The organism is Serratia sp. CY52157 (assembly GCF_052168495.1).
Taxonomy (GTDB): Bacteria; Pseudomonadota; Gammaproteobacteria; order Enterobacterales; family Enterobacteriaceae; genus Serratia; species Serratia ureilytica.
Genome location: NZ_JBJNMO010000001.1, coordinates 1745201 through 1759877, shown reverse-complemented (window position 1 = coordinate 1759877; position 14677 = coordinate 1745201). Strand labels below are relative to the sequence as shown.

Sequence of the window (14677 nt, the reverse complement as noted above, 5' to 3'; positions counted from 1 at the left end):
AGGCTAATTCAGGAGGATATTTATGCCAGCAGGCACTCTCACCCTAACAAATAATTCCACAATAGTAAAAGGTACCGGAACGGCCTTTAATACCGAGCTGAAAGACGGTGATTTCATCGTGAGCGTGGTCGGCGGCGTAACCTATACGCTGCCGGTTAAAACCGTTGATAATGCTACGCAGGCAACGCTGGTTAAAGCCTATGACGGCTCGACTCAGGTCGGTGTTGCCTGGAATGCTGTACCGCGCGATGCAATGAACGCCATCACTGCCCAGCTGGCTGCCGAGACGGCGAAAGCCCTGCGTGGGTTGAATTCCGATAAAGAGAATTGGCAGCAGGTCTTCAGCGGCAGCGGAAATATTACGGTAACGCTCCCTGATGGCAGCACCTATACCGGTCCAGCCTGGAATAATATTGCAGATTCACTCAATAATAAATTAGACAAGACGATTAGCGCTGCCCAGGAAATTAAAGGTTCACTGTCTTTACAGGGTTCTTTGGTGACAGGGCAAACGGCAAACCTTGACGTGGGGGGATATTCACGCTTCCGTAAGTCAACGACATTTGATGATACCATGATGGGGCGAAATGGGATTCATTTGAACTCTGGTGATACGGGGTCGTCTAATGTCCGTGCTGAAAAGACGTTTACTAGATCTACCGGAACTGTAGATGGCCCGACATTACTATCGGTTATGACAACTGCAGGTGGTGTTGTCACAGCTATGCAAATGTTTTGTCGCCGTGAAATTGGTGTAACTGATTATGGTGCGATTTCATTTAAGGATTATGCCAATGTTTGGCATGAGGTTCGTCTACAGAATAACGGAGACTTTAATAACTTAACTGGAAATTGGGTGACCGGCTCAGATCTTAGAATTAAAACTGAAGTAAAAGAAATTGAAGATCCCATAACACTCATTCGTGGTCTAAAACTCTATACCGGCAAGCGCGATGGCAAGCCCTTTATCGGTGGTATCGCACAAGAAATTGAAAAGAAGCTTCCTCAGGTTGTTGCTGAAGGTGGTTCTTTAGAGTTGCAAAATGGCGAAACCGTTACTCGAGTAAAATCCGTCGATTATTCAACGTTGGGATATGTGGCCTTGGCTGCCTTGAATCAGGCTCTGGATAGAATCGATCGCCAGGATGAATTAATCAAAGAACTCATGGAGAAAGTGCAATGACTTTAATCAGCGGCGTATTAAAAGGGCCTTATGGCGATCCTCGTTCCGGCGTAACCATTACCATGCGCGCAGTCAGAACCTCGTCAACGGTATTGAGCCTGGCTAAATCACAATCGGTGACGGATGACAGCGGTAAATACGCTCTATCCGTGGAGCCGGGCGCTTACGAGGTTATCATCTCTGTCTATGGCGCACAGCCGGAACGGGTGGGGGCTATCGAGGTGTATAGCGATTCCTTGCCCGGCACGCTCAATGATTTCCTGAGCCGGCCAGGGGAAAGCGATATCACGCCGGAGATTGTGCAAACCGTCGATCGTTTGCGTGCAGAGGCGGCCGCCTCCGCAGGCAAGGCTTCTTCCTCCGCTGCGGCGGCGAAAACCAGCGAGCAAAATGCGGCGAAGAGCGCCGCACAGGTGGTGACCGCCTTTGATAATGTGCGGTTCAAGTTCCCGGAAAACAACACCAATATCGCCACTTGGTTCCTGTTGGGGCAGTTTAAAAATGTGGGGCAAAATGGTGTCGGGATCGCGCTCAATTTCTACGGTTCGAACGGCTATAACGGATTTGTTTATAACGCTGGCCTGTCACGCCTGATGCTGAGGACGGGTAATCTTGGCGCCAGCGATACGACCAATAAGGCCAATCGTATCGGCGGCACCTTTCTTAACGATACCGGAACGGCGATCTTGGATATTCAGGTTATTGAATCCAGTCGCGATAATTATGATATCTATGTGAAAGTGAATACTTTCACCATCAACTGCTGGTATACGGTTGAGCAAATCACCTACGCGAACGCGGCCGGCTTGCGCTGGGAGCATAAGGCGGTAAAGCAATCGGTGGAACCGAGCGGGGTGATGAAAATTGATATGCGCACGGGCGTTTCGTTTTCGCAATCCCAGGCGTTACCTGATTATGCTACTGTCGCCCAATCTGCTATCGGTGGTTTTGGTACCGGACCAATTCATACCGAGGATGCATTTGCGAAGGATAATAAATCCTCCATTCAGCGCTACACGGTAGCGACGGCCAATCGGCCGGGCAACGTGTCCGGGGGCATATTAACGCTGCCGGTGGATGGCGGGCCATCTTGCGCGTATTTTGCCACATCGGTTTCGCGGCAGGCTTGGGTGGGGAGTTCATCTACCGCATTGCCTTCGACTATCACCTGGTCGCGATTATTTAGCTCGTCCGATCAACCCACCGTCGCGGATATTGCAAACCTGAAAGATTGGGGCTTGAGTAAAGGTGCTACCGCCGCAAATAAAGGCAACTTCAATGCGCAAATGCAGAGCCGACGGGGTTATGTGAGCACAGATCCCATTGGCAATCCCTTCAAAGATGTCGGCACTCACTTTCTCGATACGCGATCGTGGGCGGTGACGCAGGCGGGAACCGACGACAGTTACCGGACGGTGCAAACCTGTTACGGCTATGGTGTAAGTGCGGCGCAATCGGGGAAAATTGCCGTGCGCAGCTGGAATGGCGCTACGTTTACCCCCTGGGTTTGGATGTGGTCGGAAGCCAACACCACCGTTGACGCCAACGGCTTTATCAAGAAAGCCTCGCCGATCGCCAGATTGTCCGCGGCGCCGCAGCATATGCAAGCGGACTATCTGGACGGCGGCTTTGATTTGGCCGGCTATGTCGCCGTTAATGGCGAAGCGGCCGGGGTGAGCGCGGAACGAATCGCTACCGGACTTTATCAGCTGAATGGATCGCTGGGGTTGGCAAAGGAGGGCTGGACTATCGAAGTGCCGCAGGACGTGAACGGCAACCGCCTGTGCTTTGTGGAAACCGCCACCGATAACGACGGCGTCATTACGGTGAAAATCAGCAAACGTCGTTTTGACATCGATACCGCGACGGTCGTGGCCGGCGAAGCGATGGATATCCCTGAGGGACGCTGGATCGATCTGCGCCTCGCCATGCCGGTGCGTGAAGAGGTGGAAGTGTTGCCGCCGGAGGCGCTGGTGTTAAACGATGACACGCCATCGGAAACCAACGCGGTTTCATAAACTCGAATGGATGCCAGGTAAATAATGCCGGTGCAGTCGGTTTCAGGTATCTGCGCCGGCATCATCGACGCCAGGCTCGGGCAGAGTCACTGCCCGTTCCGCTATGCAGGGTTCCCGCTGAGTGGGAGTTCGCCCCTGCGAATAACGTTCTTTCCCGTCAAATATCAGTGACCAGCCACTGATCCGCTTCTTCGAACATCTCTTCCAACATCCGGTTCAGCTTTTCGCGATCGCTTTTGCTGGCGTCGGAGTTCAGGCCGTTGGCCTGCATCGGTTTCACGCGCACTTCCGCCTCCGGGAACAGCACATGCACGCGTTTTTCCAGCTCGCTGCGAATAATCTCGGCGGCGTTGGGCAGCCCAGCGACGTTGCGTTTGTCGTATACCAATTCTACAAACATGACTCACCTGTAAACACTGATTTAATGTACAGTATTCTGGCCTGAGCCGCTCGGGTTGGCAAGAGGGGGGGACGGAATTTTGCATGATGCGATCATTCTTGCTTGCGCGGCGTGCGGTAAAGCCCGCCGCTGAATCCCCGTTCTGCGAGAAAAGGGAGCCGTCGCGTTAAGGCGATTTTTATCTGGCCTGCGTCAGCAGCTGCAAAAAGCGGCTCAGCGCGGCAAAAGGCGGCTCGCTGTTGCGCCAGAAAACACCCACGCTGCCTTTCTGCTCAATCTTCGGCAGGTTCAGGATCGCCAGTTGCCCCTGGCTGGCATAACGCTGCGCCAGCCGTAGTGAAAGAATGGAGATCATGTCGCTGCTTTGCAGCAGGTTGGTGCTGACGTTCATCGATGCCGATTCAACCGTGTTTTCAGGCAGCATCACGCCGTTATCTGCCAACGCATTATCGATGCTGAGGCGGATTGGCGTGCCGGTCGGCCAGACTATCCAGCGCCAGTGGGTGAGATCGTGCCAGGTGAGGGAGGCGGATTTTGCCAGCGGATGGTGAGGGCGGGCAACGAAGCATACCGGTTCGGTGTAGAGCACTTGATAGTTGAGCGGCAGCTGCAGCGCCCGCCCCCCGACGCGGCCCACGACGACATCCACCGCGCCCGCGAGCAGATCGTGCAGCAGTGGGGTCATCACCTTTTCCTCAATATTGAGATGCAGCGTCGGCATTTCCTGCAGCAGGCTCAATATGGCCTGTGAAACGCAGTCGGTCGCCACCGGCGAGCAGCCGATTTTCAGGCTTCCCACCAGCCCGCCTTGCTTAAAGCGGGCGATTTCAGACTGCGAACGCTCCAGATCATTGATCAAACGCTGCGCATGCTGAAGCAGCAATTTCCCCCCCTCGGAGGGGCGTAGCCCTTTGCTATGCCGCTCAAAGAGCGTGAGCCCAATCTCATCTTCGAGCTGCGACAACCATTTTGACAGAGCGGGTTGGGAGATGTTCATCATCCGCGCAACGTGGGTCAGATTTCCCTGTTCACCCAATGCCACCAACATTTGCAGATGGTGCAGCTTCAATTTCTGCGCCCAGTTCGCCATTTGTTATAACCCTCCGGTTATGTCTCCGCCCGAAAAGCCATTGTACATTTTATCGCTAAAGATACAAATTCGTAACATACCTAAAACAACACAGACATCTCCCTACCTGCTGCGAGGCGCTCACTATGACTCAACGGCGTGATTTACAAGCACTGATCGACGCAGCCCCTATCGGCAAGACGCAGTGGCGCGTCATTCTCTGCTGCTTTTTGGTGGTGATGCTCGATGGTTTTGACACCGCGGCCATTGGTTTCATCGCGCCCGACATCCGTGCCCAGTGGCAGCTGTCCGCCGGTGAGCTGGCGCCGCTGTTTGGCGCGGGGCTGCTGGGGTTGACGGCGGGCGCGCTGCTTTGCGGTCCGCTCTCTGACCGCTTTGGCCGCAAGCGCGTTATCGAACTCTGCGTGGCGCTGTTTGGCGCGCTGAGCCTGATTTCGGCCTTCTCCCCCGATCTGCAAACGCTGGTCGTTTTGCGTTTTCTCACCGGCCTGGGCCTGGGGGGCGCGATGCCGAACACCATCACGATGACCTCTGAATATCTGCCCGCTCGCCGCCGTGGCGCGCTGGTCACGCTGATGTTCTGCGGTTTCACGCTCGGTTCGGCCCTGGGCGGGATCGTCAGCGCCCAACTGGTGCCGAGGGTGGGGTGGTCCGGCATTTTGGTGCTCGGCGGCGTCTTGCCGTTGATGCTCTTTGCGGCGCTGCTGTTTGCCCTGCCGGAATCCCCGCGCTGGCAGGTTCGCCGCCAACTGCCGCAAAAGGTGATTGCCAAAACGGTCAGCGCCATGACTGGCGAGTGCGATGAAGAAACCCATTTTTATCTGAACGAAGCCGCCACGGCGGCCAAAGGCAGCATCAGCCCGCTGTTCGCCGGCCGCCAGTTGCGCATCACCCTCATGCTCTGGGCGGTTTTTTTCATGAGCATGCTGATCATCTACCTGCTCTCCAGCTGGATGCCGACGCTGCTTAACCACCGCGGTATTGATCTGCGGCATGCCTCCTGGGTAACCGCCGCTTTCCAGATAGGCGGCACGGTGGGCGCGCTGGGGCTGGGCGTGTTGATGGACAAATGCAATCCCTTCCGGGTGTTGGCGGTGAGCTACGCCTTGGGCGCCGTGTGTATCGTCATGATTGGCCTGAGCGAGAACGGCCTGTGGCAAATGGCGCTGGCCATCTTCGGCACCGGCATCGGCATCAGCGGGTCGCAGGTCGGGCTGAATGCTTTGACCGCCACGCTCTATCCGACGCAAAGCCGGGCGACGGGCGTCAGCTGGTCCAATGCCATTGGCCGCTGCGGCGCGATTGTCGGCTCGCTTTCCGGCGGCGTGATGATGGCGATGAATTTCTCATTCGATACGCTATTTTTCATTATTGCCCTTCCGGCGGCGCTCAGTACGGTGATGTTAATGCTGTTGACGGCTGTCGTTCGTCTGTCTGCCCCAGCCCCTGACACGTTGCCTCGCGCAGCGTCGTGAATGAAAAAGGAGAATCCCTATGCCTGAACGCCATCAGGATGTTAACCCCAGCCGCCAGCAGTTTTACCGGCAGATTTCCGGGCAGAACCTGACCCCGTTGTGGGAGTCGCTGCACCATCTGGTACCGTCAACGCCGAATGCAAACTGCGCCCCGGCTTACTGGAACTATCAGGAGATTCGCCCGCACCTGCTGGCCAGCGGCGAGTTGATTGGCACCAAAGAAGCAGTGCGCCGCGTGCTGGTGCTGGAAAACCCGATGTTGCGCGGACAAGCCGCCATCACCCCGACGCTGTACGCCGGATTGCAGTTGATCATGCCGGGCGAAATTGCGCCGAGCCATCGCCATAATCAGTCCGCGTTGCGTTTTATCGTCGAAGGGAAAGGGGCGTTTACCGCCGTTGACGGCGAACGAACGCAAATGCATGAAGGCGACTTCATTTTGACGCCGCAGTGGCGCTGGCACGATCACGGCAATCCCGGCGCTGAGCCGGTGGTATGGCTGGACGGGCTGGATTTGCCGCTGGTGAATCTGCTGGGCTGCGGTTTCGCGGAAGACTATCCGCAAGAACAGCAGCCCGTGACGCGCCGGGAGGGGGACTATTTACCGCGTTATGCGGCCAATATGCTGCCGCTGCGCCATCAGAAAGGCAACTCATCGCCCATTTTCAACTACCGCTACGATCGCAGCCGCGAAACGCTGTACGACCTCACCCGCATGGGGGACGCCGACGAGTGGGACGGCTACAAGATGCGCTACGTCAATCCGGTGACCGGCGGCTATCCCATGCCCTCGATGGGCGCCTTCCTGCAACTGTTGCCGAAAGGCTTTTCCTCACGAAAAGCGCGCACCACGGACAGCACCCTCTACCACGTGGTGGAAGGGCGCGGCCAGGTCAGCATCGGCAACGAAACCCTTCACTTTTCGGCAAAAGATATCTTTGTGGCGCCGACCTGGTTCGACGTGTCGTTTCAGGCGCATGAAGACACCGTGTTATTCAGTTTTTCGGACCGGCCGGTTCAGGAAGCCCTGGGGCTGTTCCGTGAAGCACGTTATTAATTTGGGAGAGACAAAATGACGCAATACGTATTTGCACCGCCAGCCCCCGTGACTGTTCCTGTCGTGGGGAGTGATAAACAGTTCCCCGTGCACCGTGTCTACTGCGTCGGGCGCAACTATGCCGCCCATGCTCGCGAAATGGGCTTTGATCCGGATCGTGAGCCGCCGTTCTTCTTCTGCAAGCCTGCCGATGCGGTGGTGCCGGTGGCGGCCGGCGAAACGCTGGCGCTGCCGTATCCGGCGCAAACGGACAACTATCACTACGAAATCGAACTGGTGGTGGCGATTGGTAAACGGGGGAGCGATATTCCGTTGGAAAACACGCATGAATATATCTGGGGATATGCCACGGGCCTGGATATGACCCGCCGCGATCGGCAGATGGACATGCGTCAAATGGGGCGCCCATGGGAAATCGGTAAGTCGTTCGATCTCTCTGCGCCCATCGCGCCACTGCATAAAGCCGGCGACAGCGCAGACGTCAACCATGCGCCTATCTGGCTGCAGGTCAATGGCAGCGATCGTCAGCGCAGCGACATCCGTCATCTGATCTGGTCGGTGAATGAAACCATCAGCTATCTGTCCGGCTTTTTTGAGCTGCAGCCCGGCGATCTGATTTTTACCGGCACGCCGGAAGGGGTGGGGGCGGTGGTGAAAGGCGATGTGATTACCGGGAATGTAGAGGGGCTTACCCCTATCGCCGTGAAGATTGTCTGAGGCTGATTCTGAGGTGAATGATGAAGCTGTACAGTTTTTTTAATAGCTCTGCGTCCTACCGCGTGCGCATTGCGCTGGCGCTGAAAGGTATCCATTACCAGACGGTGGGCGTCAATATTCGCATCGGGCAGCAGAATGAGCTGGCTTATCGGCGTATGAACCCGGTCGGGCTGGTGCCGACGCTGCTCACGGACGACGGCGAGTCTCTCAGCCAGTCGCTGGCGATTACCGACTGGCTGGATCGCCATTTCCCCCAGTCGCCGCTGTTGCCGACGGCCGATCCGGCGCGCAGCCGGGTACTGGAAATCGTTTATGTCATCGCTTGCGATATTCACCCGGTCAATAACCTACGGGTGTTACGCTACCTGAGTGAAGAGCTGAAGGTGAGTGAGGAAGAGAAAAAACGCTGGTATGCGCACTGGATCCGGCAAGGGCTGAGCGCCGTGGAACAGCTGTTGCTCCAGAGGCCGCCAGGGCCCTTCTGCGTTGGCGACAGCCCGACGTTGGCAGATTGCTGTCTGATCCCTCAGTGGGCGAATGCCCTGCGGATGGGGTGCGATCTGAGCGGGTACCCGCGCTGTAAAGCGATTTACGACGCCTGTACTCAGCTACCGGCGTTCATCGCCGCAGCGCCCGAAAACCAACAAGACAAAATCTCAGCCTGAGCCTGGTAAAGAGAAAGGCCGTCGCGAAAGCGAGGCGCGCAATGATCGTTGGGGGAGGCAGGGGGGCAGCGTCTGCGCTCTCATCCTCTCACGTACAGACGAAAAAAAACCTGCTGTTACAGCAGGTTTTCTTGAATTTGGTCGGCATGAGAGGATTATGCGCATCTTCGATGCTTGCCCTGCGGGCCGTTGCTAAAGCAACGTGGTCTCACTACGTTCGGCTCAAACCTCCTTCGGAGATTCTCATCCTCTCACGTACAGACGAAAAAAAACCTGCTGTTACAGCAGGTTTTCTTGAATTTGGTCGGCATGAGAGGATTCGAACCTCCGACCCCCGACACCCCATGACGGTGCGCTACCAGGCTGCGCTACATGCCGACGCTATGAAAAATCATACTACCGATTCTCGATGTTTATGCAAGCGCCTTACCACTTGATTGCTTTAGTTTTAAGCAGTTAGTTGGCGATAAAGCGTTTTACATCGGTCAGCACCTGCAACAGCAGAGCAAGCTGCGGTTTCTCGTCTTTTATTTCATCGCCGTTCTGATCGTAGACGCGATAGTTGCCGCTGTTGTCCAGCATCAGCGTCTGCGTCGGCGTGGTGATCACCAGCTGATTGCCATCGCCGGTGGCGATCCAGTTGTTGCGGCGCTGGGCGGTAAACAGATCTTCGCCTTGCGAATAGTCTTTCGGCGCGGTTTTCACGTGCAGCAGCCGTTGCATCAAGGTACGCATCACGTCGTTATGGCCGGTCAGCTTGTTGATGGTCTGCGCCGGCGTGCCCGGCCAGTGGATCACCAGCGGCACCTGCAGCTGCGCCTGGTTGAAGGCGGTGCCGGCGCCCCATTGGCCTTTGCCGCTGTCGTTGAACTCGACGCCGTGCTCGGCGGTGATCACCACCACGGTTTTATCCAGTAGGCCGCGCTGTTTCAGGGTATCCAGCACCTGGGCTATCTGGGCGTCCACGTCCTGAGCGCCGGTGCGATAGCGTTGGATAAAATCGGCCGGCGCCGGAGTTTTAGCGCCTTCGGCCGGCTCGGCGCCGCTGAAGTTGATATAGGAGAACCACGGCTCTTTGTCGCCCTGATCCGTCAGCCAACGTTGCCATTGCTGCGTGGTTTGCGCGTCGCTTTGCGGCGCCGGCGTCGGCAGCGAGAAGTCGGTCAACAGGGCCTGACGGTACAGGCTGGCGTTGAAGCCGTCGGACGAGAACAGCCCCAGTTGGTAACCCTGCTCGCCGAGCGCGTTGATCAGCGCCGACGGCTTGCGGCCGGCGAGCACGCTGTCCAGATAGGTCGGGGAAATGCCGTAGAACAGGCCGAACAGCCCGGTGTCGGCGTGGTTGCCCGAGCTGTAGTGATCGCTGAAGCGCACGTTTTCCTGGGCGAAACGCGTCAGCGTCGGCATGTCCTGCGCCACGTCTTTGGCGCGAATGCCGTCCACCACGATCATCAGCAGGTTATAGCCGCTGCCTTTATCGCCGTAGCTGAGATCGCTGAGCGGGTACTCCACCGCCACCGCTTCCGGATTGCCCTGTTGCACCAGGCGGCGTTCATATTCCTGCTGATCGAGCAGGCCGTGTTTTTCGAGGAACTTGCGCGCGGTCATCGGGTACGAGAGCGGCAGGTTGGCCCGCTGCATGGTGATCGGGCGATAGAAGTTGGCGTCGGCCCAGATGTAAATCAGGTGCGAGGCGAAAAAGGCGCTGATGAACAGCGCCGCCAGCGGCTTGCCGAAACGGCGGCGGTTCAGGCTGCGCAGCTTCTGCCAGCTCCAGGTGCCGAACAGCATCTCCACCAGGAAGATCACCGGCACGCAGATAAACATCAGCTGCCAGTCGCGCGACAGCTCGCTTTGATCCGGGTTGACCACCAGATCCCACACCACCGGATTGAGGTGCAGGTGGAAATGGGAGAACACCTCGCTGTCGACCAGCAACAGCGTGAGCCCGGCGGTGGCCAGCGCGGCGGAAATAAATCGCAGCAGCCGCTGCGACATCACCACGAAGGTGAGCGGGAAGATCACCAGCAAATAGCCGGCGAATACGATAAAGCTGAAATGCCCCAGCAGGCTGACCAAGGCATAGACCCGGCCCAGCAGGGAAGCGGGCCAGTCGGTGACAAACAGGTAGCGGCTGCCCAGCCCAAGGGCGAGCAGGATGTTGAATAAGGCGAACCAGTGCCCCCAGCTGATCATCTGGGAGACTTTTTCACGATAACGCTGACGGTTTGTCACCATAAATAAATATTAATGCGCTTTATCTTCACGGACAGAAGCCTGCAGGGCTTCCGCGAACGATCTCGCCAGGGTTTTCCGCTGCGCGGGGGCAACGCTGGTGTTGATCAAATTAGTGACCATATTGCCCAGCACCATCAGGGAAAGATCGGTGGGGGTATGGTGTTTTTCCAGAACATTGACCAGCTCTGAGAGCAGTTGTTCAACGTGTTCGTCACTGTAACGGGATGATTGTGGCATAAAATTGCGCTTAGTAATCTGCAAAGTGCCCTATCTTACCGTATAGGACAGTGATTTTCCGCTCTTTTATCACTTCCTGTCATTCGGGAAAGGGTTCGCCCGCGGCGGGGCGGCTCACCGCTGCGCCTTTCCGGTTTGCCGCGGTTTTTTAGTATTGCAGGGCGGGGCCTTCAGTGTTTGAATACGCGCCTAAAGAACAGGAGGATTTACCATGAGTCTGGATATCGACCAGATCGCTCTGCACCAGTTGGTGAAACGCGACGAGCAAACGCTGGACGTGGTGCTGCGCGATTCCTTGCTTCCCACCAACGCGGCGGTGGAAGAAATGATGGCGGAACTGCATCGCGTCTACAGCGCCAAGAGCAAGGCCCTGGGCTTGTTCAACGAGGGCAGCGAGCTGGCGGAAGCGTTGCGCACCTGCCGCAAGGACGATAAGGACTTTCTGGCCTTCAGCCGCGCGGCGACCGGCCGTCTGCGCGACGAACTGGCGAAGTATCCATTCGCCGAAGGCGGCGTGGTGCTGTTCGGTCAATACCGTTATCTGGCGGTCGAGTACCTGCTGATCGCGGTGCTGAACAGCCGTAACAGCATGCGCGTCAACGAAGAGCTGGATATCAACACTACGCACTATCTGGACATCAACAACGCCGATATCGTTGCGCGCATCGATCTGACCGAGTGGGAAACCAACCCGGAATCGACCCGCTATCTGACCTTCCTGCGCGGGCGCGTGGGCCGTAAGGTCGCCGACTTCTTCATGGATTTCCTGGCGGCGTCCGAAGGGTTGGACACCAAGGCGCAAAACCGCGGGCTGCTGCAGGCGGTGGATGACTACTGCGCCGACGCGCAGCTGGACAAGAATGAGCGCCAGTCGGTGCGCCAGCAGGTGTACAGCTACTGCAACGAACAGCTGCAGGCGGGCGAAGAGATCGAACTGCAGGCGCTGTCGCAGGAACTGTCGCCGGTCGGTGAGAAAGACTTCATGCAGTTCTCCAGCGAGCAAGGCTATCAGCTGGAAGACAGCTTCCCGGCGGATCGCGGCACGCTGCGCCAGCTGACCAAATTCGCCGGCAGCGGCGGCGGTATCAGTCTGAACTTCGACGCCATGCTGCTGGGCGAGCGCATTTTCTGGGATGCGGCCACCGACACGCTGACCATCAGAGGCACGCCGCCGAACCTGCGCGATCAGCTGCAGCGCCGGACCGGCAGCGGCAAGTAAGCTTGCCGAATCGCAGACAATAAAAAACGCCGCAATTGCGGCGTTCTTTATTTCGGCGTCCCGAAAGGTTCGAAAACGTAGCGATTAAACGCGAACGAAGTCGATGTGAGCCAGTTTTGGCTTGAACGGGTGACGCTGTACAGCCTGAACCTTAACTTTGGTTTCTTTACCGTCGATAACCAGAGTTACTGCTTCGCTGTAGAATTCTGGTTTAGCTTCCATGTTCTTGACAGAATCATGATCCAATTCGATGGAAACTGCAGCTTCTTTGCCACCGTAAACGATAGCTGGGAATTTGTTTGCTGCACGCAGGCGGCGGCTCGCACCTTTACCCTGGTCTTTACGTACTTCTGCATTGATAGTGAACATTGTTTTTTCTCTTAAAAGAAAATTTACCCTGCTACAGGCGACCCAAGTAGCAAGTTCGGAATTCCGCTTTAACGCTGGGCAGGCCCAGGTAAAGCGCGCGGCATTTTAACGGAAAGCCGCCCACAGGGCAACGAAAACCTGCCCAGATTGAGGGCCGTTCGCTCAGGCCAACTGATTGGCACGGCGGAAACGGCCTTGATAATCGAACACTTTCTCACGCACCTGCCAAAACTGCCCGCGCTTGCGTGCCACCACGAAATCCGGATGGCGCAGCGCTTGCTGTTGCGCCAGCACGTCGGCGGCGGTGTGCCAAGCGAACGGCACGCCCGGCGCGCGCTGGTGCGGGCGCAGGAACAGCATCTCGAACGCTTTGCGCTGCGCCGGCGTCTGCAGGCGGAAGCGCTCGCTGGTGCTGGTGCCGTCCTCGTCGTAATAGGTGGCCTTCAGCCATTCGCCCTTTTCGTCGCGGCCGCTTTGCAACTCCATGCCGCCGCAACGCAGCACCAGCGCGTCTTTCAGCTTCAGCGCCGCCTTCAGCATGTCGTCGGGATCGACCAACACCTCCTGACACTGATGGCAACGGCGCGCGGCGATATCGTTCTCCGCGCCGCAGTGCGGGCAGCTCTTGAACCGGAAGCGGTAATCGCACTGTTCGCGGTGGCCGTCGTCGTCCTCCAGCCAGCCCTGGCAGCGGCGGCCGTAGTGTTCGATGATGTCGCCGTTTTCGGTGCACTTGCCCCAAAACAGGTTGGCGAAACCGCAGGCCGGGCAGAACACCTGCACCGGCTGGCTGTCGCCGTGCGGTTTGCTGACGCCGACCTCCGGCGTAAACAGATCGTGCGGGTTGCCGGCGTAGTCGAGGATCAGGCAATCCTTTTTGTCGGGCGCCAAACGCAGCCCGCGCCCGACGATCTGCTGATACAGGCTGACGGACTCAGTGGGGCGCAGGATAGCGATCAGATCGACGTGCGGCGCGTCGAAGCCGGTGGTTAACACCGCCACGTTGACCAGATAGCGCAGCCGCTGCTGCTTGAACGCCTCAATGAGCGCATCGCGCTCGGCGGGCGGCGTTTCGGCGCTGACCAGCGCGGCTTCGCCGTTCGGCAGCAGGCCGTGGATCTCGCGGGCGTGCTCGACGGTGGCGGCGAAGATCATCACCCCTTTGCGATCGTCGGCATACTCCACAATCTGGCTGATGATGTGCGGCGTGACGCGGTTTTGCCGTTTCAGCTCACGGTTCAGGTCCGCTTCGCTGAACAGGCCGTTGCTCCTGGCCTCCAGACGGCTAAAGTCGTATTGCACGATCGGCATATCCAGCCGCTCCGGCGGCACCAGAAAACCGTGTTTAATCATGTAGCGCAGCGGCAGCTCATAGATGCAGTCGCGAAACAGACTGGCGCTGTCGCCGCGGGTGAAACCGTGGTAGTGGTACTGATAAATCCAGCCTGTGCCCAGCCGGTACGGCGTGGCGGTCAGCCCCAGCAGCCGCAATTGCGGGTTGGTTTTCTGCAGGTGCTGGATGATTTGCTGGTACTGGCTGTCGTCGTCGTCGCTGATGCGATGGCATTCATCGACGATCAGCAGCGAGAAGGCGCCGTCGAACAGCGGCAGGTTGCGCGCCACCGACTGCACGCTGCCGAACACCACCTTGCCTGCGCTCTCTTTTTGTTGCAACCCGGCGGCGAAGATGTCCGCCTCCAGGCCGTAGGCGCAGTATTTGGCGTGGTTTTGCGCCACCAGTTCCTTGACGTGCGCCAACACCAGCACTCGCCCACGGGCGCGCTTCGCCAGCTCGGCGATCACCAGGCTTTTGCCGGCGCCGGTCGGCAGCACGATCAGCGCAGGCTCGGGATGCCGCCGGAAATGGTTGATGGTGGCTTCGACCGCTTCCAGTTGGTAGGGGCGTAGGGTAAAGGCCATAAATGAACGCCGTAGGTTGGAATGGGCCGCGGGGGTTAGGTTTGTCAGCGCTGTTGCCACAGAAACGCTGACATTTTACGCCCCGGGCG

Annotated in this window: 13 protein-coding genes, 1 tRNA gene and 1 other RNA gene; 7 read left to right on the top strand and 8 right to left on the bottom strand. The window is 57.7% G+C overall.

Annotated features, from left to right (window positions below; translation table 11 throughout):
* Positions 1 to 22: 22 nt before the first annotated feature.
* Together ACJ8IP_RS08335 and ACJ8IP_RS08330 are read left to right on the top strand one after the other, a co-directional pair.
* Positions 23 to 1183: a tail fiber domain-containing protein gene (locus ACJ8IP_RS08335; RefSeq protein ID WP_108681599.1), complete on the top strand. Its 1161-nt coding sequence runs from the start codon at positions 23 to 25 to the stop codon at positions 1181 to 1183.
* Entirely contained in the window at positions 1180 to 3201 is a 2022-nt protein-coding gene (locus ACJ8IP_RS08330) for a phage tail fiber protein (protein WP_108681597.1), read from the top strand. Before ACJ8IP_RS08335 ends, ACJ8IP_RS08330 begins: the two co-directional genes overlap by 4 nt.
* Positions 3202 to 3358: 157 nt before the next feature.
* On the opposite strand, the gene ACJ8IP_RS08325 is transcribed toward ACJ8IP_RS08330, so the two are convergent.
* Together ACJ8IP_RS08325 and ACJ8IP_RS08320 are read right to left on the bottom strand one after the other, a co-directional pair.
* Complete coding sequence (locus ACJ8IP_RS08325) at positions 3359 to 3601, bottom strand: DinI family protein (RefSeq protein ID WP_042785072.1); 243 nt, start codon at positions 3599 to 3601, stop codon at positions 3359 to 3361.
* Between the two features lie 178 nt (positions 3602 to 3779).
* Positions 3780 to 4691, bottom strand: a complete 912-nt coding sequence (locus tag ACJ8IP_RS08320) for a LysR family transcriptional regulator (protein WP_033643831.1) — start codon at positions 4689 to 4691, stop codon at positions 3780 to 3782.
* Positions 4692 to 4816: 125 nt separating this feature from the next.
* On the opposite strand from ACJ8IP_RS08320, the gene mhbT reads away from it, so the two are divergent.
* From mhbT to maiA, 4 genes are read left to right on the top strand one after another with little or no spacing between them, the layout of a single operon-like run.
* Positions 4817 to 6166 (top strand): 3-hydroxybenzoate transporter MhbT, encoded by a 1350-nt coding sequence (gene mhbT, locus ACJ8IP_RS08315; RefSeq protein WP_042785071.1) that lies wholly within the window; start codon positions 4817 to 4819, stop codon positions 6164 to 6166.
* Positions 6167 to 6185: 19 nt separating this feature from the next.
* On the top strand, positions 6186 to 7223 hold the full coding sequence (gene gtdA, locus ACJ8IP_RS08310; RefSeq protein WP_042785069.1) for a gentisate 1,2-dioxygenase: 1038 nt from the start codon (positions 6186 to 6188) through the stop codon (positions 7221 to 7223).
* 15 nt (positions 7224 to 7238) lie between these two features.
* The gene (locus ACJ8IP_RS08305) at positions 7239 to 7940 is read left to right on the top strand and encodes a fumarylacetoacetate hydrolase family protein (protein WP_164107143.1); all 702 of its coding nucleotides are present in this window, start codon (positions 7239 to 7241) and stop codon (positions 7938 to 7940) included.
* 20 nt (positions 7941 to 7960) lie between these two features.
* The gene (gene maiA, locus ACJ8IP_RS08300; RefSeq protein WP_033643826.1) at positions 7961 to 8605 is read left to right on the top strand and encodes a maleylacetoacetate isomerase; all 645 of its coding nucleotides are present in this window, start codon (positions 7961 to 7963) and stop codon (positions 8603 to 8605) included.
* A gap of 138 nt (positions 8606 to 8743) precedes the next feature.
* On the opposite strand, the gene ACJ8IP_RS08295 is transcribed toward maiA, so the two are convergent.
* The 4 genes from ACJ8IP_RS08295 to ACJ8IP_RS08280 form a co-directional block, all read right to left on the bottom strand.
* A non-coding RNA gene (locus ACJ8IP_RS08295) (RtT sRNA) lies at positions 8744 to 8873 on the bottom strand.
* Between the two features lie 33 nt (positions 8874 to 8906).
* A tRNA-Pro gene (locus ACJ8IP_RS08290) sits at positions 8907 to 8983 on the bottom strand.
* A gap of 78 nt (positions 8984 to 9061) precedes the next feature.
* A complete protein-coding gene (yejM, locus tag ACJ8IP_RS08285; protein ID WP_033652524.1) occupies positions 9062 to 10843 on the bottom strand; it encodes an LPS biosynthesis-modulating metalloenzyme YejM in 1782 nt (593 codons plus the stop codon).
* 9 nt (positions 10844 to 10852) lie between these two features.
* On the bottom strand, positions 10853 to 11080 hold the full coding sequence (locus tag ACJ8IP_RS08280; protein ID WP_004935782.1) for a YejL family protein: 228 nt from the start codon (positions 11078 to 11080) through the stop codon (positions 10853 to 10855).
* Between the two features lie 211 nt (positions 11081 to 11291).
* On the opposite strand from ACJ8IP_RS08280, the gene yejK reads away from it, so the two are divergent.
* On the top strand, positions 11292 to 12299 hold the full coding sequence (yejK, locus tag ACJ8IP_RS08275) for a nucleoid-associated protein YejK (protein WP_042785067.1): 1008 nt from the start codon (positions 11292 to 11294) through the stop codon (positions 12297 to 12299).
* Positions 12300 to 12383: 84 nt separating this feature from the next.
* Here the strand turns inward: yejK and rplY are convergent, their stop codons facing one another.
* Positions 12384 to 12668, bottom strand: coding sequence for a 50S ribosomal protein L25 (gene rplY, locus ACJ8IP_RS08270; protein WP_004935776.1), 285 nt, complete (start codon positions 12666 to 12668; stop codon positions 12384 to 12386).
* Between the two features lie 162 nt (positions 12669 to 12830).
* Entirely contained in the window at positions 12831 to 14588 is a 1758-nt protein-coding gene (locus ACJ8IP_RS08265; RefSeq protein ID WP_042785066.1) for a DEAD/DEAH box helicase, read from the bottom strand.
* Positions 14589 to 14677: the final 89 nt, after the last annotated feature.

Excerpts from the sequence above, each read along its gene's own strand:
- mhbT (WP_042785071.1), top strand. The coding sequence starts at position 4,817 with ATGACTCAACGGCGTGATTTACAAGCACTGATCGACGCAGCCCCTATC.
- maiA (WP_033643826.1), top strand. The coding sequence starts at position 7,961 with ATGAAGCTGTACAGTTTTTTTAATAGCTCTGCGTCCTACCGCGTGCGC.
- ACJ8IP_RS08335 (WP_108681599.1), top strand. The coding sequence starts at position 23 with ATGCCAGCAGGCACTCTCACCCTAACAAATAATTCCACAATAGTAAAA.
- rplY (WP_004935776.1), bottom strand. The coding sequence starts at position 12,668 with ATGTTCACTATCAATGCAGAAGTACGTAAAGACCAGGGTAAAGGTGCG.
- ACJ8IP_RS08305 (WP_164107143.1), top strand. The coding sequence starts at position 7,239 with ATGACGCAATACGTATTTGCACCGCCAGCCCCCGTGACTGTTCCTGTC.
- ACJ8IP_RS08330 (WP_108681597.1), top strand. The coding sequence starts at position 1,180 with ATGACTTTAATCAGCGGCGTATTAAAAGGGCCTTATGGCGATCCTCGT.
- yejK (WP_042785067.1), top strand. The coding sequence starts at position 11,292 with ATGAGTCTGGATATCGACCAGATCGCTCTGCACCAGTTGGTGAAACGC.
- ACJ8IP_RS08320 (WP_033643831.1), bottom strand. The coding sequence starts at position 4,691 with ATGGCGAACTGGGCGCAGAAATTGAAGCTGCACCATCTGCAAATGTTG.
- ACJ8IP_RS08265 (WP_042785066.1), bottom strand. The coding sequence starts at position 14,588 with ATGGCCTTTACCCTACGCCCCTACCAACTGGAAGCGGTCGAAGCCACC.
- gtdA (WP_042785069.1), top strand. The coding sequence starts at position 6,186 with ATGCCTGAACGCCATCAGGATGTTAACCCCAGCCGCCAGCAGTTTTAC.
- yejM (WP_033652524.1), bottom strand. The coding sequence starts at position 10,843 with ATGGTGACAAACCGTCAGCGTTATCGTGAAAAAGTCTCCCAGATGATC.
- ACJ8IP_RS08280 (WP_004935782.1), bottom strand. The coding sequence starts at position 11,080 with ATGCCACAATCATCCCGTTACAGTGACGAACACGTTGAACAACTGCTC.
- ACJ8IP_RS08325 (WP_042785072.1), bottom strand. The coding sequence starts at position 3,601 with ATGTTTGTAGAATTGGTATACGACAAACGCAACGTCGCTGGGCTGCCC.